This window comes from Cellulomonas sp. WB94, assembly GCF_003115775.1.
Taxonomy (GTDB): domain Bacteria; phylum Actinomycetota; class Actinomycetes; order Actinomycetales; family Cellulomonadaceae; genus Cellulomonas_A.
Genome location: NZ_QEES01000002.1, coordinates 2,141,634 through 2,161,444 on the forward strand (window position 1 = coordinate 2,141,634; position 19,811 = coordinate 2,161,444).

General features: G+C 72.1%; 21 protein-coding genes. 16 read left to right on the forward strand and 5 right to left on the reverse strand.

Annotated features, from left to right (window positions below; translation table 11 throughout):
* The first annotated feature begins 14 nt into the window (after positions 1 to 14).
* Both DDP54_RS11100 and DDP54_RS11105 read left to right on the forward strand, forming a co-directional pair.
* Positions 15 to 911, forward strand: coding sequence for a Gfo/Idh/MocA family oxidoreductase (locus DDP54_RS11100; RefSeq protein ID WP_109131786.1), 897 nt, complete (start codon positions 15 to 17; stop codon positions 909 to 911).
* Between the two features lie 38 nt (positions 912 to 949).
* Positions 950 to 1,210 (forward strand): HPr family phosphocarrier protein, encoded by a 261-nt coding sequence (locus tag DDP54_RS11105; RefSeq protein WP_109131787.1) that lies wholly within the window; start codon positions 950 to 952, stop codon positions 1,208 to 1,210.
* A gap of 40 nt (positions 1,211 to 1,250) precedes the next feature.
* Here DDP54_RS11105 and ptsP read toward each other — a convergent pair whose 3' ends face one another.
* On the reverse strand, positions 1,251 to 2,948 hold the full coding sequence (ptsP, locus tag DDP54_RS11110) for a phosphoenolpyruvate--protein phosphotransferase (RefSeq protein WP_109131788.1): 1,698 nt from the start codon (positions 2,946 to 2,948) through the stop codon (positions 1,251 to 1,253).
* A gap of 101 nt (positions 2,949 to 3,049) precedes the next feature.
* The gene (locus DDP54_RS11115) at positions 3,050 to 4,387 is read right to left on the reverse strand and encodes a PTS transporter subunit EIIC (RefSeq protein ID WP_109131789.1); all 1,338 of its coding nucleotides are present in this window, start codon (positions 4,385 to 4,387) and stop codon (positions 3,050 to 3,052) included.
* 197 nt (positions 4,388 to 4,584) lie between these two features.
* On the opposite strand from DDP54_RS11115, the gene DDP54_RS11120 reads away from it, so the two are divergent.
* The 10 genes from DDP54_RS11120 to DDP54_RS11165 all read left to right on the forward strand — a co-directional run bounded on the left by DDP54_RS11120 (position 4,585) and on the right by DDP54_RS11165 (position 12,106).
* Entirely contained in the window at positions 4,585 to 5,361 is a 777-nt protein-coding gene (locus DDP54_RS11120; RefSeq protein ID WP_242448351.1) for a GntR family transcriptional regulator, read from the forward strand.
* A complete protein-coding gene (locus tag DDP54_RS11125) occupies positions 5,358 to 5,612 on the forward strand; it encodes a PTS glucose/sucrose transporter subunit IIB (protein ID WP_109131790.1) in 255 nt (84 codons plus the stop codon). Before DDP54_RS11120 ends, DDP54_RS11125 begins: the two co-directional genes overlap by 4 nt.
* Positions 5,613 to 5,637: 25 nt before the next feature.
* The gene (locus tag DDP54_RS11130) at positions 5,638 to 5,895 is read left to right on the forward strand and encodes a PTS glucose/sucrose transporter subunit IIB (protein WP_277949603.1); all 258 of its coding nucleotides are present in this window, start codon (positions 5,638 to 5,640) and stop codon (positions 5,893 to 5,895) included.
* Positions 5,895 to 6,359, forward strand: a complete 465-nt coding sequence (locus tag DDP54_RS11135; RefSeq protein ID WP_109131792.1) for a PTS glucose transporter subunit IIA — start codon at positions 5,895 to 5,897, stop codon at positions 6,357 to 6,359. Before DDP54_RS11130 ends, DDP54_RS11135 begins: the two co-directional genes overlap by 1 nt.
* A complete protein-coding gene (locus DDP54_RS11140) occupies positions 6,350 to 7,075 on the forward strand; it encodes an HAD-IA family hydrolase (RefSeq protein ID WP_158274510.1) in 726 nt (241 codons plus the stop codon). Before DDP54_RS11135 ends, DDP54_RS11140 begins: the two co-directional genes overlap by 10 nt.
* Complete coding sequence (locus DDP54_RS11145; protein ID WP_109131794.1) at positions 7,072 to 8,283, forward strand: amidohydrolase family protein; 1,212 nt, start codon at positions 7,072 to 7,074, stop codon at positions 8,281 to 8,283. The genes DDP54_RS11140 and DDP54_RS11145 overlap by 4 nt, the downstream gene beginning before the upstream one ends.
* Before the next feature lie 67 nt (positions 8,284 to 8,350).
* Positions 8,351 to 9,133 (forward strand): glucosamine-6-phosphate deaminase, encoded by a 783-nt coding sequence (gene nagB / locus DDP54_RS11150; RefSeq protein WP_109131795.1) that lies wholly within the window; start codon positions 8,351 to 8,353, stop codon positions 9,131 to 9,133.
* A gap of 81 nt (positions 9,134 to 9,214) precedes the next feature.
* Positions 9,215 to 10,012 carry a GNAT family N-acetyltransferase gene (locus DDP54_RS11155; protein WP_109131796.1) on the forward strand — a complete coding sequence of 266 codons (798 nt, stop codon included), beginning with the start codon at positions 9,215 to 9,217 and terminating at the stop codon, positions 10,010 to 10,012.
* A 121-nt stretch (positions 10,013 to 10,133) separates the two neighbouring features.
* Positions 10,134 to 11,435, forward strand: coding sequence for a sensor histidine kinase (locus tag DDP54_RS18645; RefSeq protein WP_109131797.1), 1,302 nt, complete (start codon positions 10,134 to 10,136; stop codon positions 11,433 to 11,435).
* The gene (locus DDP54_RS11165; protein WP_109131798.1) at positions 11,432 to 12,106 is read left to right on the forward strand and encodes a response regulator transcription factor; all 675 of its coding nucleotides are present in this window, start codon (positions 11,432 to 11,434) and stop codon (positions 12,104 to 12,106) included. Before DDP54_RS18645 ends, DDP54_RS11165 begins: the two co-directional genes overlap by 4 nt.
* A 12-nt stretch (positions 12,107 to 12,118) precedes the next feature.
* Here DDP54_RS11165 and DDP54_RS11170 read toward each other — a convergent pair whose 3' ends face one another.
* Together DDP54_RS11170 and DDP54_RS11175 are read right to left on the reverse strand one after the other, a co-directional pair.
* Positions 12,119 to 13,168, reverse strand: a complete 1,050-nt coding sequence (locus DDP54_RS11170) for a hypothetical protein (protein ID WP_109131799.1) — start codon at positions 13,166 to 13,168, stop codon at positions 12,119 to 12,121.
* Complete coding sequence (locus DDP54_RS11175) at positions 13,165 to 15,726, reverse strand: sodium-translocating pyrophosphatase (RefSeq protein ID WP_242448352.1); 2,562 nt, start codon at positions 15,724 to 15,726, stop codon at positions 13,165 to 13,167. The genes DDP54_RS11170 and DDP54_RS11175 overlap by 4 nt, the downstream gene beginning before the upstream one ends.
* A 194-nt stretch (positions 15,727 to 15,920) precedes the next feature.
* Between DDP54_RS11175 and DDP54_RS11180 the strand changes: the two genes are divergently transcribed.
* From DDP54_RS11180 to DDP54_RS11195, 4 genes are read left to right on the forward strand one after another with little or no spacing between them, the layout of a single operon-like run.
* Positions 15,921 to 16,325, forward strand: a complete 405-nt coding sequence (locus DDP54_RS11180; RefSeq protein ID WP_109131800.1) for a TOBE domain-containing protein — start codon at positions 15,921 to 15,923, stop codon at positions 16,323 to 16,325.
* A 54-nt stretch (positions 16,326 to 16,379) separates the two neighbouring features.
* Complete coding sequence (gene modA, locus DDP54_RS11185) at positions 16,380 to 17,189, forward strand: molybdate ABC transporter substrate-binding protein (RefSeq protein WP_109131801.1); 810 nt, start codon at positions 16,380 to 16,382, stop codon at positions 17,187 to 17,189.
* A 14-nt stretch (positions 17,190 to 17,203) separates the two neighbouring features.
* Positions 17,204 to 18,052: an ABC transporter permease gene (locus DDP54_RS11190; protein ID WP_242448353.1), complete on the forward strand. Its 849-nt coding sequence runs from the start codon at positions 17,204 to 17,206 to the stop codon at positions 18,050 to 18,052.
* Positions 18,049 to 19,239: an ABC transporter ATP-binding protein gene (locus DDP54_RS11195; RefSeq protein ID WP_109131802.1), complete on the forward strand. Its 1,191-nt coding sequence runs from the start codon at positions 18,049 to 18,051 to the stop codon at positions 19,237 to 19,239. The genes DDP54_RS11190 and DDP54_RS11195 overlap by 4 nt, the downstream gene beginning before the upstream one ends.
* Positions 19,240 to 19,257: 18 nt before the next feature.
* Here DDP54_RS11195 and DDP54_RS11200 read toward each other — a convergent pair whose 3' ends face one another.
* The gene (locus tag DDP54_RS11200) at positions 19,258 to 19,458 is read right to left on the reverse strand and encodes a DUF1918 domain-containing protein (protein ID WP_109131803.1); all 201 of its coding nucleotides are present in this window, start codon (positions 19,456 to 19,458) and stop codon (positions 19,258 to 19,260) included.
* Between the last annotated feature and the right edge of the window lie 353 nt (positions 19,459 to 19,811).

Here is a 19,811-nt window from a genome sequence, read left to right on the forward strand (position 1 = left end):
AGCGGGTCGGGATCATGCGGGTGGCCGTCGTCGGGCTCGGTGCGATCGCACGCAAGGCGTACCTGCCCGTCGTGACGTCGTTGCCGGGCATCACGCCGGTCCTGGTCTCGCGCACGGCGTCGAGCCTCGCCTCGGTCGGGGACGCGTATCGCCTCCCGGACCGGTTCGGCTCGCTGGCCGACGCCATCGAGGCGGGCCTCGACGCGGCGCTGGTGCACACGACGTCCGAGTCGCACCCGGAGGTCGTCGCGACGCTCCTGCGTGCGGGGGTGCCGGTGCTCGTCGACAAGCCGCTCGCCCTCGACCTCGCGAGCGCACGGGGGCTCGTCGCGCTCGCGAGCGGCGTGTCGCTCATGGTCGGGTTCAACCGCCGGTACGCGCCGGCGTACCGCGCCTTCGCCGACTGGGCAGACCGTGACGTCGTGACGCTCCAGAAGCACCGGTCGCACGCCCTTGGACCCGTCCGGCAGATGGTGCTCGACGACTTCATCCACGTCATCGACACCCTGCGGTTCCTGGTCCCGTCCCCGCTCGACGACCTCGTGACGACCGCCCACGTCGACGACCGCGGCCGCTGCCGGCGGCTCTCGGTGCAGTTCACGGGGGAGGGCCGCCTCGCGACCGGGGTCATGAGCTGGACGGCGGGAGACGCCCACGAGGTGCTCGACGTCATCGGCGACGGCCGGCGCCGCCAGGTGATCGACCTCGCGGACGTCGTCGACATCCGCGACGGCGAGCGACTGACCCGACGCGACCCGTGGCTGTCGCCGACGGTGCACCGGGGGTTCGTCGCGATGTGCGAGGAGTTCCTCGGGGCGGTGCGTGCCGGCAGGGTGCTCGACGCGTCGGACGCGCTCGTGACGCACGAGGTGTGCGAGCGGGTGGTCGCGGACGCCGAGCGCCCGCTATAGTGGTCTAGACCAGTCGTCGCCACACCCAGGGGGTCCTCGTGCTCGAACGCCGTGTCATCGTCGCGATCGCTGAGGGCCTGCACGCCCGCCCGGCCGCGCTGTTCGTCAAGCTGGCCGCGGGGCTGCCCGGTGCGGTCACGATCCGGACGGCAGACGGCTCCCCGGTGCCCACGTCGAGCATCCTGTCGATCATGACGCTCGGCGCGCGGCACGGCGACGAGGTCGTCCTCGCGAGCGACGACGACGCCGCGGGCCCGTCGCTCGACGCCCTCGTGGCGTACCTCGAGAACGCCGGCTGAGCCCCCGCGGGGTCGGTCAGGCCCCGCGCGCCCGGGACCCTCAGAGCCCGAGCTCGTCGAGGACCGGCAGTCGCGACCGGACGGCCTCACGTGCCGCCTCGGCCGAGTCGGCGCCCGTCGCGAGCGCCGCCAGCTCCCGGCACGTCGCGAGAGTGACCGAGCCGAGCACGGCCGCGACGTCGGGCAGGGCACGGGCCGTCATCGAGAGGGTCGCGACGCCGAGCCCGACGAGCACGACGGCGAGCGCCGGGTCGGCCGCGGCCTCTCCGCACACCCCGACCGGTCGGTCGTTCTGCACCCCGCCCTGGCACGTCGCCGCCACGAGCTGCAGCACGGCGGGCTGCCAGGCGGTCGAGAGCGGGGCGAGCTCACCGAGCATGCGGTCCGCCGCCATCGCGTACTGGGTGAGGTCGTTGGTGCCGATGCTCGCGAACGCCGCGTGCCGCAGGATCTGGCCGGCGCTCAGCGCCGCGCTCGGGACCTCGACCATCACCCCGGCGGTCGCGAGGCCGTGCGCGTGGCAGCGCTCGACGAACGCGGTCGTCTCGGGGACCGTGGCGATCATGGGGGCCATCACCCAGACGTCGGCGGTCTCCGCCTGCGCCGCCTGCGCGATCGCGGTCAGCTGGTCCTCGAGGACCTCGGGGTTGCGCCAGGACGTGCGGTAGCCGCGGACGCCGAGGGCCGGGTTGGGCTCGGCCGCCGTCATGAGGAAGGGCAGGGGCTTGTCCGCGCCGGCGTCGAGGGTGCGCACGACGACCTTCGTGCCGCTGAACGCCGCGAGAACCTGCCGGTACTGCGCGACCTGCTCGGGGATCGTCGGCGCGTCGGTGCGGTCGAGGAAGCAGAACTCGGTGCGGAACAGACCGACACCCTCGGCCCCAGCGTCGGCGGCGGCCTGCGCGCCGTCGGGTCGGCCGACGTTGGCGAGCAGCGGGACGCGGTGCCCGTCGCTCGTGCGACCGGCGCCGTCGAACGTCCGCACCCGCGCCGCGAGGGCAGCCGCCTGGGCGACCTGCTCCGCGGTGGGGTCCAGGGTCACCGTCCCGGCGGCCCCGTCCACGAGCACGAGGGTGCCGGGCGGAACAGTCGTGGCACCGGCGACGCCGACGACCGCGGGGATGCCGAGGGCGCGCGCGAGGATCGCGGTGTGCGACGTCGTTCCGCCGTCACGGGTCACGAGCGCGACGACGCGGTCCGGGTCGAGCGTCGCGGTGTCGGCGGGGGACAGGTCCGCGGCCACGAGGACGAACGGGTGGTCCGAGTGCGGGACGCCGGGGGGCGCCTGGCCTGTGAGGGCGGCGACGACGCGGTCGCGCACGTCGGCGACGTCACGCGTGCGCTCGGCCATGTACCCGCCGAGCGCGGCGAGCTGAGCGATCACCCCGGCGGCCGCCTGCCAGACCGCGCGGGCGGGTACGAGCCGGGTCTCGCGCACGAGCTGCTGGGCCGCAGCGACGAGCGTCGGGTCGGCGGCCATCATCGCGGTGGTCTCGAGCACCTCCCGCGCTGCGCCGCTCGCACGGGCGGCGGCCTGCTCGAGATCGGTCTGCGCGCTGAGTGCGGCGGTGGCGATGCGCTCGGCCGCCTGGTCGAGGTCGGCCTCGGGGGCGAGGGTCGCGCCGGCGAGCGGCTCCGCGACGGGATCCGGCATCGCGACCACGGGCCCGGAGGCACGGCCGGGGCTGACGCCGATGCCGGTGAGCCGGCGCTGCTGGGTTTCGTCGTCGGTCGGCATCGCATCCTCGCGGTTCGATCGGTTCGATCGGTTCGAGCGGTTCAGATCAGGTGACGTGCCGAGGCCCGGCCGGTGCTCGCGCTCCGGCCGGGCCTCGGACCTCAGGCGGACGTGCTGCCTGCTGCCGGGGTGACGGTGCGCACCGCCTTGACGGGCTCGTCGTCCGGCTGGTCGACCAGGACGTTGTTCGGGTCGACGGTCGCGTCGTCCTCCTCGCGTCCCGGGGTCCGCAGGTTCCACCGGGTGATGACGAACCTGAACAGGAAGTAGTAGATCGCTCCGTAGGCCAGGCCGATCGGCAGGATCCACAGCGGGTGCGTGGCGATCCGGAAGTTGAGCAGGTAGTCGATCACGCCGGCCGAGAACCCGAACCCGTCGTGGATCCCGAGCCAGTTGACGAGCGCGAGGCTTGTCCCGGTCAGCACCGCGTGGATCACGTACAGCGGGTAGGCGAGGAACAGGAACGAGAACTCGAGCGGCTCGGTGACCCCGGTGACGAACGAGACCAGTGCGGCCGAGCCCATGATGCCCGCGATGACCTTGCGCTTGGCCGGCTTCGCGGTGTGCACGAACGCGAGGGCGGCGGCGGGCAGCGCGAACATCATGATCGGGAAGAAGCCGGTCATGAAGGTTCCGGCGGTCGGGTCGCCGTGCAGGAACCGGGCGATGTCGCCGTTCCACACCTTGCCGTTCGCGTCCGTGAAGGCGCCGAACTGGAACCACGGCAGCGAGTTCAGCAGGTGGTGCAGGCCGATCGGGACGAGCAGCCGGTTCGCGGTGCCGTAGACGAACGCTCCGATGATCGTCGAGCCGGTGACCCAGCTGCCCACCGAGGTCAGGCCGGAGTCGAACCACGGGTAGATGAGCGCGCCGATCACCGCGACGACGATCGCCATGCCCGCGGTGACGATCGGCACGAACCGCCGACCGCCGAAGAACGCGAGGTACGCCGGGAGCTTGATCCGCGAGTACTTCTGATAGAGGAGGGCCGCGACCAGGCCCATCACGATGCCGCCCAGGACCCCGTAGTTGATCAGCTCCTGCTTGGCGTCGCCGACCGGCTTGCCCAGGATGTACGGCGAAAGGGCGTCGGAGACGCCCTTGAACACCAGGTACCCGATGACGGCCGCAAGACCGGTCGAGCCGTCGGACTTGCGGGCGTACCCGACCGCCACGCCGAGGGCGAACAGCAGGGGGAGGTTGGCGAACAGCGCGTTGCCGGCAGCGCCGAGCGCGTCGGCCACCGGCAGGAGCCAGTCGCCCCACGCCCCGGCGAGCCCGTCCTTGCCGAGCATGTCGGGCTGCCCGAGCCGCAGCAGCAGGGCCGCGGCGGGCAACGAGGCGATCGGCAGCATGAGCGAGCGGCCGATGCGCTGGAGCTGGGCGAGCCCGGGTATGCCGCGCTTCTCGCGTGACGCGGGGGCGGTGATGGCGGTCATGACAGGTGCACTCCTCGTTGTGTGCGGGCCGTGAGCCGGTGGGCACCGGCGCTCCCTCGTCCAGACCGGGGATCAGGTGTCGATCAAGTGCGCTAGATGTCTGGACCAGTTGTCGCAACCATGATGGAATGGTGCATCCGGTGTCAAGGGCGGCATGCTTCGGCCGTCAGCACGAGTCGCGCAGCGAAGGGACCACGGTGGGTCGCTCGGTTCTGAAGTACGTGCGCGTCCGGGACTACCTTCGCTCGCTCGTCACGCACGAGCTCTCGGCGGGAGACACCATCCCCTCGGAACGGCTGCTCTGCGAGCAGTTCGGCGTCTCGCGGATGACGGTGCGCCAGGCGGTCGACGCCCTCGTCGTCGAGGGGCTCCTGGACCGGGAGCAGGGCCGCGGCACGTTCGTCGCACCCACCAAGGTCGACCTCGAGGTGCGCCTCGCGTCGTTCGGCGAGGAGATGGCCCGACGCGGCATGGAGCCGTCGTCGAAGGTCTTGGCGGCCGAGGTCGTCGCCGCGACCCCCGACATCGCGGACGCGCTCGACATCCTCCCCGGGGAGCGGGTCTACTCCCTGCACCGGGTGCGGTTCGCCGACGGCGTGCCCATGGCGATCGAGCAGTCGTGGCTCTCGTGCGAGCTGGTGCCTGGATTCTTCGACGGCGCCGTGCCCGACTCCATCTACGGCGAGCTGCGGCGGCGCGGCCTCGAGCCCGACTGGGGTGAGGACACCGTCTCCGCGACCGAGGTCGACGCACAGGACGCCGAGCTGCTGGGCGTCGCGCCGGGCCGGGCCGTCCTGCGACTCGCGCGACGGACCTTCGCCGGCGAGACGGCCTGCGTGTACTCACGGTCGACCTACCGGGCCGACCGCTACGTGCTCTGGGTCCCGCTGCGCGCGCCCAAGCGCGCGTTGACACCCCGGCGGACCTCGAGCGACCTGACGGCAGAGCCCGCGACGACGGAGTTCGTGGGATGAGCGAGGGGCGGAACGGTGTGAGCGAGCAGGCAGCGGACATCCTGGCGGCACTGGGTGGCGTGGCGAACATCATCGAGATCGAGCCGTGCACCACACGGCTCCGGTCCGAGGTCCACGACACTGCCGTCGTGGACGTGAAGGCCCTGCGAGCGGCCGGCGCCCACGGCGTCATGATCTCGGGTCACGTGGTCCAGGTCGTCATGGGGCCGAACGTCGACACCATCGCGACGGACCTCGAGGAGCTGTTGTGAACAATCGGGACGCGCGGCAACCGGGCTGCCGTCGGTCAGCAAGGAGAAGCGCATGAGCAAGGCGGAGCAGATTCTCGCGGCTCTCGGCGGAGACGCGAACATCGTCGACCTCGAGCCGTGCATCACGCGGCTGCGGGTCGAGGTCGTCGACCCGTCGCTGGTCGACGAGGCCGCGCTCAAGGCGACCGGGGCGTTCGGCGTCATGCGGTCCGGCACCGCCGTGCAGGTGGTCGTCGGTCCCGAGGCCGACACGCTCGCCTCGGACATCGAGGACCTGCGCTGATGACCGCACCCCTCACCGTGCTCGCACCGATCGGTGGTGTCGTGCGTGCCATGGCCGACGTGCCCGACCCGGTCTTCGGCGCGGAGCTCGTCGGCCCCGGCATGGCGATCGACCCAACCCGCGACGGCGTCGTCGAGGCGATCGCCCCGATCGACGGCACGATCGTCAAGCTGCACCCGCACGCGTTCGTCGTCACCGCGGACGCCGAGCACTCCGCCCTCGTGCATCTCGGGCTCGACACCGTCCAGCTCGGCGGCGTGGGCTTCACGCTGCACGTCAAGGAGGGCGACGTGGTCGTCGCGGGCGACGTCGTCGTGAGCTGGGACCCGGCCGCGGTCGAGGCCGGCGGACGGTCGCCCATCTGCCCGGTCGTCGCTCTGGAGGGCAAGCCCGGCTGCCTCACGCCGCTCGTCGACGTCGGTGTGGCGGTCCGCGCGGGGGAACCGTTGTTCGAGTGGAGCTGATCGCCGACGAGGTCGGCGCGCGGCTCGATCGCCCGGGCGCCGGTCTGCTCGTCGACCTCGACGGCACCCTCGTGCGCAGCGAGGAGGCGCACCAGGGCGCGTTCCGGGAGTACTTCGCGTCGCGCGGGTGGGTGGTCGAGGACGACGTCGTCCGACTGTTCTCCGGGCGCCGCGCGCACGAGGTGTTCGCGAGCGTTGCCGGGCCCTGGGGTGACGAGGACCCGCACGCCCTCACCCGGAGCGTCATCGACATGCTGCGGGGGATGGACGTCCGGCTGACCCCGGTCGAGGGAGCCGCGCGCCTGCTCACCGCCTGCGTGACGTCCGGGCTCCCCGTCGCCGTCGTGACCTCGGCGGGCCGCACGTGGACCAGGGCGGCGCTCCGGTCGTTCGACGTCGACGACGGCATGATCGGCATGGTCACCGCCGAGGACTGCGAGCACGGCAAGCCCGACCCGGAGCCGTTCCGGCGCGGTGCCGAGCTGCTCGGCCTGCCTCCGGGCGGGCTCGTGGCGCTCGAGGACGCACCCGCGGGCATCGCGTCGGCACGGGCTGCGGGCGTCGGTCTCGTCGTCGGCGTGACCACCAGCAACCCCGCTCACGTCCTGGTCACCGCGGGCGCCCACGGCACAGCGGTGGACCTGACGGTGCTCGCCGACGTGGTCGAGGGCCGCCGCCCCACTCCCTCTCACGGAAAGGCCCCCGACCACACATGACCGAGCGCACCGCACCCGAGCTCCTTCGCGGCCGGGTCGTCACGCCGACCGAGGTGATCGCCGACGGCGTCGTCGTCGTCCGCGACGGGACGATCGCGTGGGTCGGTGAGGCCGCGAACGCCGCAGCAGCGGGCTGGTCGGGCCTCCCGGACCCGGCCCGGCACCCCGTCACGGTGCTCCCCGGTCTCGTCGACCTCCACACGCACGGAGGCGGCGGCGCGAGCTACCCGGATGCGACCACTCCGCAGGAGGCGCTCGTCGCGGTGCTCGAGCACCGGGCCCACGGGACCACGACGTTGGTCGCCTCGTTGGTCACCGCGGCGCCCGACACGTTGCGTCAGCGGGTCGCGGTGCTCGCCGCGCTCGCGGACGTGGGGGAGATCGCCGGCATCCACCTCGAGGGCCCGTTCGTGTCGACGGTGCGCTGCGGCGCGCAGGACCCGGCGCTGATCCAGGCTCCCGACGCGGACCTCACTCGTGAGCTCGCCGCCCTCGCGCGCGGGCACCTGGTGACCATGACGATCGCCCCCGAGCTGGGCGGCGTCGCCGGCGTCGTCGACGCGCTGATCGGCGCGGGAGCGCTGCCCAGCTTCGGGCACACCGACGCGAGCTGGCGCCAGACGTCCGACGCCCTCGCCGACGCGCGCACGCGACTGGCGGCCACGCCCGGTCGTCGCTCGGGCCGGGCGACCGTGACCCACCTCTTCAACGGCATGCGTCCGCTGACGCACCGGGACCCCGGCCCGATCCCGGTCTTCCTCGCGGCTGCCGCCCGGGGCGAGGCCGTCGTGGAGCTGATCGGTGACGGCACGCACGTCGACCCGGAGCTGGTCCAGAGCATCTTCAGCCTCGTCGGCGCCGACAACATCGCGCTGGTGACCGACGCGATGGCCGCTGCCGGCATGCCCGACGGCGCGTACCGGCTCGGCTCGCAGGACGTCACGGTCGCCGACGGAGTGGCCCGGCTGACGCACGGCGGGGCGATCGCGGGCGGCACCGCGCACCTGCTCGACATCGTGCGGACCACCGTCGCCGGCGGGGTCCCGCTCGTCGACGTCGTGCGGGCCGCCGCGACCACGCCGGCTGCGGTGCTCGGCGACGCCACGATCGGGGCTCTCGAAGCCGGCCGGCGCGCGGACATCGTGCTGACCGACGACGACCTGCGGGTGCTGAGCGTCCGGCGCGCGGGCACGGTCGTGGCTCCATGAGCGGCACGGTCGAGACTCACGGCCGGCACGAACGACGAGCAGCAGTCCGAACAGAGAGGGCAGTGACATGGAGGTTGTGATCGCAGCACCCGAGGAGCTGGTCGCGCTCGCGGCGGGGGCGATCGAGTCGCTGCTCGCCGCCAAGCCCGCGGCCGTGCTCGGTCTCGCGACCGGGTCGAGCCCGCTCGGCATCTACGACGAGCTCGTCCGGCGGTACGAGGACGGTCGCGTGTCGTTCGCGCATGCGCGGGGGTTCCTGCTCGACGAGTACGTCGGGCTGCCGGCCGACCACCCGGAGCGGTACCGGAACGTGATCGAGCAGGAGATCGCCTCGCGGGTCGACTTCGTGCCCGACGCGGTCCAGGGTCCGGACGGTCTGGCCGAGGACATCGCCGCGGCGTGCGTGCGGTACGAGGCGGCGATCGCTGAGGCCGGCGGGGTGGACCTGCAGATCCTCGGGATCGGCACGGACGGCCACGTCGGGTTCAACGAGCCCGGTTCGTCGCTCGCCTCGCGCACGCGGATCAAGACCCTGACCGACCAGACGCGCGCGGACAACGCGCGGTTCTTCGACGGCGACGTCGAGGCGGTGCCGCGCCACTGCCTGACGCAGGGTCTCGCCACCATCATGAGTGCGCGGCACATCGTGCTGATCGCGAGCGGCCGCGCCAAGGCCGAGGCGATCCACCACCTCGTCGAGGGCCCCGTGAGCGCGATGTGGCCGGGGACGATCCTGCAGCACCACCCGCACGTCAGCGTGCTCATCGACCCCGCCGCGGCCAGCAGGCTGCAGCTCGCCGACTACTTCCGCAGCACCTACGCGGCGAAGCCGGCCTGGCAGGGGCTCTGACGGTGGCAGCGCCCCGGACGCGGGGGGCGCTGACGTTCGTCTGGTCCGTCCCGAACGGCCGGCGTCGGTAGGGTCGGCGCCGTGCGCATCACCTCGCTGGGGTTTCGGACAGACATCATGCTGCTGACCCTCCAGGGCAGCGACGTCGAGGACCGCGGCGATCATCTGGTCGTCCGCACCCCAGGCAACCCCACGTTCTGGTGGGGCAACTTCGTGCTCCTTCGGGAGCGTCCCGGTCGGGGTGGTGTGCGGCGGTGGGAGGAGACGTTTGCCCGGGAGCTCCCCGAGGCGGCCCATCGCACCTTCGGCGTCGACGGCACCCAGGGTGACGTGGCTGACTTCGGCGAGTTCGCTGCTGCCGGGTACGCGGTCGACGGCAGCGCGGTGATGACCGCCTCGTCCGTCCACGAGCCACCGCACCCCAACCACGACGCCACCTACCGCGCCCTCGACCTCACCGATCGTGGCGATCGGGACGCAGCGATCGCGCTCCAGCTGGCCAACGCCCCCCACCGGGAGCCGTCCAGCCACCGGGAGTTCCTCGTCCGGAAGATGGAGGCGATGAGGCCGCTGCAGGAGGCGGGCTGCGGCTCCTGGTTCGGTGCGTTCGTCGACGGTCGGATGCTCTCCGGGATGGGTCTGTTCTCCGACGGCTCTGGCGTCGCCCGGTTCCAGAGCGTCGACACCCATCCCGATGCGCGCGGCCGGGGCCTGGCCGGAACACTCGTCCACCACGTCAGCCGCTACGGCCTGACGGACCTCGGTGCGGCCACCCTGGTCATGGTTGCCGACCCCGGCTACCACGCCATCGACATCTACCGGTCGATCGGCTTCGAGACCACCGAGACGCAGCTCCAGCTCGAACGGTCACCGGGATGAGCGGCACCGCTCGGACCGGCCGCGACACCCGGCGGGTCCTCGAGCACCTGGACCGCACGGGACCACCCCGCTGCTGGTCCTAGTCTCAGGGGGCAGACCGCCGGACCAGCAAGGAGCGAGCATGCACGCCGACCCGCAGGTCGCGACTTCTCTCGCGCCTGCGCCGGCCCCCGACCGGGCCGGCCGTCGCCCCGCACGTGTCGTCTGGGCGCGGGCCGCGCTCCTGAGCTTCGTCCTGGCCGCGATGCTCACGACCGCGGTCGTGCGGCAGGGGCGCGGGGAGTTCCCCGGTCCGACCCTGCTCGTCCTGACAGTCGCCGCGTGGGTGCCGCTGCTCTGGTACGCGCGCCGGCCCGTGGCGGCGCTCGTCGGTGCGCTGCTCGTCGAGTCGATCCACCTGGTCGTCGTGCCGTACTCCAACCCCGGGGCGTCGGCGGCGGTCGCGATGGGCGCCTTCCAGCCGGTCCCGCTCGCCACGATGGTGGCGGCGTGGGCGGTCGCGAGCCGGCGCCCTCGGCCCGTGGGCTGGGCGCTCGGCGGCGGCGCGGCCGCCGTCCTGCTCCTGGTGGGTGTCGTCGCCAAGCCGCTCACCCTCGTCGCCACCGACATGGTGATGTTCAACCTCGTGATCGCCGCGACGGCGGTCGGCACCGTGGTCTCGGGCCGCCGAGAGCGGGTGGTGCGCGAGGCTCTGGCCCGCGACGAGGAGACCCGGCAGCAGGTCGTGGCCGAGCGGCTGCGCATCGCCCGTGAGCTGCACGACGTGCTGGCGCACCACCTGACGCTCGTCAACGCCCAGGCCGGGGTGGCCGACTACCTGCTCGCGACGGACCCCTCCGCGGCGTCGGTCGCGCTGCGCGGCATCGGCCAGCACACCCGCCAGGCGCTCGACGAGCTGCGCGCGACCGTGGGGCTGCTGCGCCAGGACGACGACTCCGCCGAGGACACCGACCCGGCCGTCGGGGCCGCACGCCAGCCCGTCCCTGGGCTGGCGCGGCTCGACGAGCTCATCGAGTCCTTCCGCTCCGTGGGAGGCACAGTGGAGCTCGAGGCGACGGGATCGCCCAGGACCCTCCGGCCCGATGCGGACCTCGCTGCCTACCGCATCGTCCAGGAGGCCCTGACGAACGCCACGAAGCACGCAGCCGGTGCGGTGGCGCGCGTCGACCTGCGATGGTCCGACGACGAGCTCGCGTTGTCCGTGACGAACGGGCCTGCGACACGGCTCGCGGCGGCGCGTACCCGCCCACCGGCGGGATCGGGCCACGGGCTCATCGGCATGCGCGAGCGTGCCCTCGCCTGCGGGGGGACGCTCACGACCGAACGCTCGCCCGCGGGCGGGTTCGTCGTCCGTGCGACCATCCCGGTCCAGGTCGACGACGGCGGCGACGACGTGACGCTCGCAGAAGGAGAACCAGCGTGACCATCCGTGTGCTGCTCGCCGACGACCAGGCGCTGCTGCGGGCGACGTTCCGCCTGCTGCTCGAGTCGGCACCCGACCTCGAGGTGGTCGGCGAGGCCTCGACCGGCGAGGAGGCCGTCGCGCGCGCCCGCAGCGCCCGTGCCGACGTGGTGCTCATGGACATCCGCATGCCCGGGACGGACGGCATCGAGGCGACCCGCAGGATCACTGCAGACGAGGCCATGGCCGGGGTCAAGGTGCTCGTCCTGACGACGTTCGAGACCGACGACCTCGTCGTCGAGGCGCTGCTCGCGGGGGCCAGCGGCTACCTCGGCAAGGGGGTCGAACCGGGCGCGCTCCTCGATGCCATCCGGGTCGTCGCGTCGGGTGAGTCGCTGCTCTCGCCGACCGCCACGACGGCCCTCGTCGCACGGTTCCTGTCGCAGCCTCAGCTGCAGGCACGGACGGCGCCGGGTGGCCTGAGCGAGCTGACCCCACGTGAGCGCGAGGTCACGGCCCTCGTCGGCGCCGGCCTGTCGAACGGCGAGATCGGCGAGCGGCTGTTCATCAGCGGGACGACGGCGAAGACGCACGTCAACCGGGCCATGATGAAGGTCGGCGCGCGGGACCGGGCGCAGCTCGTGGTCTTCGCCTACGAGACGGGTCTCACCACGCCCGGCCACGCCACCTGACCCCAGCGCGGCTCAGCTGCCGAACCACTCCACGACCTGGTCGGCGATCGTCTTCTCGAACCGGTCGTCGTCGTGCCGGGCGCGCAGCCACTGGGCGAAGTCGCCGTCGGCGGCGACGTCGAGCTCGCGGCGGCACGCGGCCGTGTCGGTGACCGCGCGGTACAGCAGCTCCTCGGCCTCGGCGGGCGTCCGGTAGATGAACGGGTAGGCCGCGGGCAGGATCGCCCGCACCCACGGGCGGTCGGGGAACACGCCGACCGCGCCGGCGACGAGAGCCTCGATGTACTCCAGGCCGTAGGACTCCTCGGTGGCCGTGGCCAGGAACGCCGTCGTGCGCGCGAGGGCCTGCCAGTAGTCGTCCCGGTTGGCGGTCAGCGGGCCGACCCACGCCCAGTGGTGCCGGGAGAGCCGCATGGCCTTCTCGGAGATCAGGGACGACTCGTGCAGGCGCGCCTCGACCTTGATCGGCGTGCGCTTGGCGAGGCGTTCGACCACGTCGAGGAACACCTGAGGCTGCTTGCGGTCGGTCAGGTAGATGGCCGGGTACAGGACGACGGGCACGGGCGGCTCGTTGCGGGGGCGCACGTGCTCGAGCCGGATGCCGAGGTTGACCCAGGCGACCCGGGCCTTCTCCGCGAGCGGCTGGACGGTCCAGCTCTTGACGATCTCGCGGACCTCGCTCGCGGTGCGCTCGGAGTTCGCGAAGGTGGGGAACAGCGCGCAGGACAGCGCGAGGGCGGCATGCTCGACGGGGTTGGAGTACAGCGAGGTGTTCCACCACACGAAGTTCATGATCTTCGGCTCGTCGCACCGGGCCTTCAGGCTCCGCCAGATGTTCACGGAGTCGATCACATCCATGGTGATGACGACTGTGGAGTCGCCGTCGACGGCCTCGAGCGGCACCACGTCGAAGCCCTCGCACTGCCGCTTGACGGGGCCGATGAGCTGCGCGCCGGGGAACACCCTCAGCAGCCGGCGGACCAGGGTCGCACCGGCGTCGTGACCTCCGACGTGCCCGTCGGCATCGACGCGCGCAGCCCCGTACTGGATCGCGATCTTCATCGTGCGTCACCCGTTCCCGATTGCACCAGCGTCTGCTCGGCGGATTCCGAGCTGTCGTCCTCGAGGGTCGTGCGGATCCGCATGCCGTAGAACGACCGGTGCACGAAGAAGGCCGAGACGAGGAAGAACACGCCCGCGAGGATCACGACCAGGGTGTGGTTGCCCTGGTCGCTGAGGCTGACCGCCAGCTCGACCGCGAGCAGGCCGAACAGCGTCGTGAACTTGATCACCGGGTTGAGCGCGACCGACGACGTGTCCTTGTACGGGTCACCGACGGTGTCACCCACGATCGTCGCGTCGTGCAGGGCCGTTCCCTTGGCGTGCAGGTCGACCTCGACGATCTTCTTCGCGTTGTCCCAGGCCCCGCCCGCGTTGGCCATGAAGATCGCCTGGTACAGCCCGAAGATGGCGATCGAGATCAGGTAGCCGATGAAGAAGTACGGCTCCACGAACGCGAACGCCAGGGTTGCGAAGAACACGCCGAGGAACATGTTGAGCATGCCCTGCTGGGCGTACTGCGTGCAGATCTCGACGACCTTGCGCGAGTCGGCCTCGCTGGCCTTCGTCGCGCCGTCGAGCTTGATGGTGTTCTTGATGAACTCCACGGCCCGGTACGCGCCCGTCGTGACCGCCTGGATCGACGCGCCGGTGAACCAGTAGATGACCGCTCCACCGGAGATCAGCCCGAGCAGCAGGGGAGCGTGCAGCAGCGAGAGGTTGTCCATCCCGGTCGTCAGGCCGTTGGTCAGGCTCATGATGATCGAGAAGATCATCGTCGTGGCGCCGACGACCGCGGTGCCGATGAGCACGGGCTTTGCGGTCGCCTTGAAGGTGTTCCCCGCGCCGTCGTTCTCCTCGAGCATCTGCTTCGCCTTGTCCCACTGGACCTCGAAGCCGTGGTCGCGCCGGATCTCGTCGTCGATGCCGTCGACGTCCTCGATGAGGGACAGCTCGTAGACGCTCTGCGCGTTGTCCGTGACCGGGCCGTAGGAGTCGACCGCGATCGTCACCGGCCCCATGCCGAGGAACCCGAATGCGACGAGCCCGAAGGCGAACACGCCGGGGGCGACCATGAGTGCCCCGAGGCCCAGCCCGCTCATGAGGTACGCGCCGGCCATGAGGCCGACGATGGCCATGCCGAGCCAGTACCCGGAGAAGTTGCCGGCGACCAGGCCGGACAGGATGTTGAGGGAGGCGCCACCCTGGCGCGAGCTCTTGACGACCTCACGCACGTGCTTGCTGTGCGTGGAGGTGAACACCTTGACGAGCTCGGGGATCAGGGCACCGGCGAGGGTGCCGAACGAGATGATCGTCGAGAGCTTCCACCACAGGCCGTTGGTGAGCGTGTCACCGAGCACGACGTAGGTCATGGCGTAGGTCGCCGCGATGCAGACGGACGAGGTGATCCACACGAGCGAGCTGAGCGGATCCTCGAAGTTCATGCGCTCGGCCTTGGCGTAGCGGACGCGGGCCATGGCGTCGTTGATGAGGTACGACGCCGCGGAGGCGATGACCATGGCGACGCGGACCACGAAGATCCACACGAGCAGGCTGGCCTGGATCGCCGGGTCGTGGACGGCCAGCAGGACGAACGTGATGAGCGCGACGCCGGTCACGCCGTAGGTCTCGAAGCCGTCCGCGCTCGGGCCGACGGAGTCGCCGGCGTTGTCACCGGTGCAGTCGGCGATCACGCCGGGGTTGCGCGCGTCGTCCTCCTTGATCTTGAACGCGATCTTCATGAGGTCGGCGCCGATGTCGGCGATCTTGGTGAAGATGCCACCGGCGATGCGCAGCACGGACGCGCCGAGCGACTCACCGATCGCGAAGCCGATGAAGCACGCGCCCGCGAGGTCGCTGGGCAGGAACAGCAGGATGACCAGCATCATCATCAGCTCGATGCTGATGAGCACCATGCCGATCGACATGCCGGACTTCATCGGGATGCGGTGCATCGCCAGGGGCCGTCCGCGCAACGACGCGAACGCCACCCGCGAGTTGGCGAACGTGTTGACGCGGATGCCGTACCAGGCGACCGAGTACGAGCCGCCCATCCCGACGAGGCTGAAGGCGATGACGATCGCGACGCGTCCCCACGGGAACCCGACGAGCAGCCCGTAGTAGGCGACGATGACCGCCGCGATGAACACCCAGAGCATGAGCAGGAACCGACCCTGCTGCACGAGGTACGTCTTGCAGGTCGAGTAGATGAGCTCGGAGATCTCGCGCATCGACGGGTGCACCGCCATGCGGCGCAGCTGGACGTAGCTGAGCGCCCCGAAGCCGATGCCGAGCACGCAGACGAGGAGGCCGAACAGCAGCAGCGTGCGGCCGGAGCCGCCGCCCACGATGGTCACGGCGCTCAGGTCCGGCAGGATCAGGCTGGCCTCTCCGCCGCCGTTCGTCCCGCCGGTCGACGCCGACGACGCGCACCCGGAGAGCGCGAGCGCGGCGGCCGTCGCAAGAACGCCCGCACGGACGTGCGGGCGACTGCGGACCTGGTCGGAGATGCGTGCCTCATCACGGGTGGCGATGCGACCTTGCGGCTGAACCTTGCTCACGATGGCCTCTGACCTGGGCGGCGATGCTCGGACGCTGCCACGCTATTCCTGGGACATAGGCCCGGGGTGTGACCTTCGTCTCACGTCGCCCGCGAGATATTCCTCTGCAGCGGCGCGTCGACGCGGACCGACGCGAGCGCGCAGATGCGGACGGTCCCGAGCGTTGCGGCCGCAGATGCGGTTAGGGTGTCGTCGTGCCCCTGTTCCGTGTGCGAGAAGCTGCAGCACTGCTCGGTGTCAGCGACGACACGGTGCGCCGGTGGACGGAGTCCGGGCGGCTGTCGGCCACATCCGACGACGCGGGTCGCCAGGCGATCGACGGAGCCGTGCTCGCGCGGTTCGCGCAGGAGCTCGCAGCCGAGAACCCCGTCACGGCGGGCCAGATCAGCCGCCAGTCGGCCCGCAACCACTTCACGGGCCTCGTGACCAACGTCGTGCGGGACACCGTGATGGCGCAGGTCGAGCTCCAGGCCGGACCGTTCCGCGTCGTCTCGCTCATGAGCCGCGAGGCCGCGGACGACCTCGGGCTCCAGCCCGGCGTGCTCGCGGTCGCCAGCGTGAAGTCCACCAACGTGGTCGTGGAGATCCCTGACAGCTGAGCCCCCGCCCGACCCACCCGTCCCGAAGCCTCACGCCTCCCAGGAGACCCGCCCGTGCGTCGCCCCCTTCTCGCCACGCTGACCGCGGTCGCCGCAGCGATCGCCCTGCTGGCCGGCTGCGGATCCTCCGCCGGCAGCGACGCCGGGGCTCCGGCGGGCAGCGCGTCGGCGTCCGGCACGCCCCCGACGTTCGCCGGCAAGATCACCGTGTTCGCTGCGGCGTCCCTGACCGGGTCGTTCACGACGCTGGGCAAGCAGTTCGAGGCGGCTCACACGGACGCCACGATCACGTTCAGCTTCGGGCCCAGCTCCGGGCTGGCCACCCAGATCACCGAGGGAGCGCCGGCCGACGTCTTCGCGTCCGCGTCGGCCAAGAACATGGACGCCGTGGTTGCCGCCCAGGCCGCCGAGGCTCCGTCGACGTTCGCCGAGAACGTCATGGAGATCGCCGTCGCGCCCGGCAACCCCGCGAGGATCGCGACTCTCGCCGACCTCGCCCAGGCCGACGTCAAGGTCGCGCTCTGCCAGCCGGACGTCCCGTGCGGCACCGTCGCGGCCAAGGTTCTCGCCGCTGCGGGCCTCACCGTCACCCCGGTCACCCTCGAGGCCGACGTCAAGGCCACGCTGACCAAGATCGAGCTCGGCGAGGTCGACGCCGGCCTCGTCTACGTCACCGACGTGCTCGCTGCGGGCGACAGGGTCATGGGGATCGAGATCCCGGCTGACGTGAACGCCGCCACGAGCTACCCGATCGCGACCCTCGCCGCATCGACGAGTCCCGAGCTGGCGAAGGCGTTCGTCGACTACGTCCTGTCGGCCGACGGCGCCCGCGTGCTGGCTGCCGCGGGCTTCCAGACGCCGTGACGACGCTGGTGCGAGTGCCGCGTCGAACCTCGGGGCCCGACGGCGACCGCCGCACCCGGTCCGTCGCCGACGTGACCTCGCGTGCGCCGTGGCCGCTGGCCGTCCCGGCCGTCGTGGCCGTCGCCTTCCTCCTGCTCCCGCTGGTGGGTCTGCTGCTGCGGGCCTCCTGGCGCGACCTGCCCCGGCTGCTCCTGGAGTCGGAGGCCGTGGGCGCCCTGCGGCTCTCGCTCGTCACGGCGACGATCGCGACGGTGATCTCGCTGGTCCTCGGGGTGCCGTTGGCCTGGGTGCTGGCCCGCGCACGCTTCCGGGGCCGCAGCCTGCTGCGCGCCCTGGTCACCCTGCCCCTGGTGCTGCCCCCGGTCGTCGGCGGCGTGGCTCTGCTGTTCGCGCTCGGGCGACGCGGGTTCATCGGTCAGTACCTGGACCAGTGGTTCGGGATCACCCTGCCCTTCACCAGCGCGGGCGTCGTCCTCGCCGAGACGTTCGTCGCCATGCCGTTCCTGGTCGTCACCGTCGAGGGTGCCTTCCGCTCGGCGGACCTGGGCCTGGAGGAGGCCGCGGCCACGCTCGGCTCGCGCCCGTTCGCCACCTTCTGCCGCGTCACGCTGCCGCTGATCGCGCCGAGCCTGATCGCCGGGAGCATGCTCTGCTGGGCGCGGGCACTGGGGGAGTTCGGCGCGACCATCACGTTCGCCGGGAACCTGCCGGGGGTCACGCAGACCATGCCGCTCGCGGTCTACCAGGCGCTCGAACGGGACCCCGACGCGGCCGTCGCGCTGAGCCTCGTGCTCGTGGTCGTCTCGATCGCGGTCCTCGGGCTGCTGCGTGAGCGCTGGCTCCACCCGGGCGCGACCCTGTGACCGCGCCGGCCGTCGCACGCGGGGGACTGCACGCCGACGTGGTCGTCGGACGCGGCGACTTCCGGCTCGAGGCGGCCTTCCGGGTCGCCCCCGGCGAGGTCCTCGCCGTCCTCGGGCCCAACGGCGCCGGGAAGACGACCCTGCTGCGCTCCCTCGCGGGGCTCGGTGCGCTGACCGACGGCCGCCTCGTGGTCGGCGCCGACACGTGGGACGACGCCCGGGCCGGGGTCTTCGTGCCGGCGGTCGACCGTGCCGTCGGGCTCGTGTTCCAGGACTACCGGCTCTTCCCGCACCTGAGCGTGCTGGACAACGTCGCGTTCTCGGCGCGAGCCAGAGGCGCGCGGCGCACGGACGCACGACGGGACGCCGCCGACTGGCTCGCGCGCATGGACCTCGCCGACCTCGCCCGCAGCAGGCCGGGGGCGCTGTCGGGTGGGCAGGCGCAGCGCGTCGCACTGGCCCGCGCGCTCGCGTGCGACCCGCAGCTCCTGCTGCTCGACGAGCCGCTCGCGGCCCTCGACGCGCGGACCCGGCTGGAGGTGCGCGGCGAGCTGCGTCGCCACCTGGCGGCGTTCGGCGGTCCGAGCATCCTGGTGACCCACGACCCGCTCGAGGCCATGGTCCTGGCCGACCGACTGCTTGTCCTCGAGTCGGGCCGCATCGTCCAGGAGGGCACGCCGGCCGAGGTGGCCCGGCGACCCGCGACCGACTACGTCGCGCGCCTCGTCGGCCTCAACCTCTATGCCGGCACGATGACCGACCGCGGTACCCGACGTGTCGACCTCGACACCGGCGGGGTCCTGTTCGCCGCCGGGCACGGCCAGGACGCGGACGACGAGGACGCGGCGACGCCGGCTGCGGCAGGCACGGGCATGCTCGTCGTGCTCGCGCCGACCGCGATCTCCATCCACACCAGCCGACCGGACTCAGGCTCTGCGCGCAACACGTGGACGGGGGTCGTCGCAGGGCTCGAGCTCTTGACCGACCGGGTGCGCGTCGCGGTGGACGGCACCCCGTCGGCGCTCGTCGACATCACGCCCGCTGCGGTCGCCGACCTCCGGCTCGCGCCGGGTCAGCCGGTCTGGCTGACCGCCAAGGCCACCGAGGTCATCGCCTACGCCGACCCGGGACCGACCCCGGCGCGCGCCCCGGCCTACGCCCCGGCCACGGATGGTCCGACGCGCTGACCTCTCGGTGACGAGGGGTCAGGGCGTCGGTTCGTGGGTCAGGGTGACGATCTCGACGTCGGGGCCCGGGAAGACCAGGGTCTCGTGGCCGTCGTCGAACTTCACCAGGTACGGCGGAGTGCCGTCGGGGCCGTGCGCCTCGAGCACCTCGCCCCGCCGTGACGGGGTCCCGAGGACCCGGCCGTGGATGATGATCTCGTCGCCTACGGAAGCATGCATCGTCGCTCACCTCGGATCCAGAGTAGACGCGAACACCGGCGTTCTGCGAGGCAGCGGAGGCACCGTCGGGGGCCTGGGGAGTTCACCCGTTCTCGCTCCGTTGGACGTTTGACCAGGAACCCTCCGAGGATCCACAATTGCTTTGACAGTGCGCATCGCCTGCCCCCTGCGCGGTGCGCACTGTTCACGTCCGGTGTCGGGCGGGCCTCCTCGCGGGGCTCGCCCGATCACCCGGAACGGACCATCCGGACAGCTCCCCGCCACCGCGCGGGTCGAGGCAGATCCGCACGATCACCCTCTTCGCCACCCCCCTGATCGCCGGGCCATCGGCGTGCCACGCGTCCGTCCGCGAG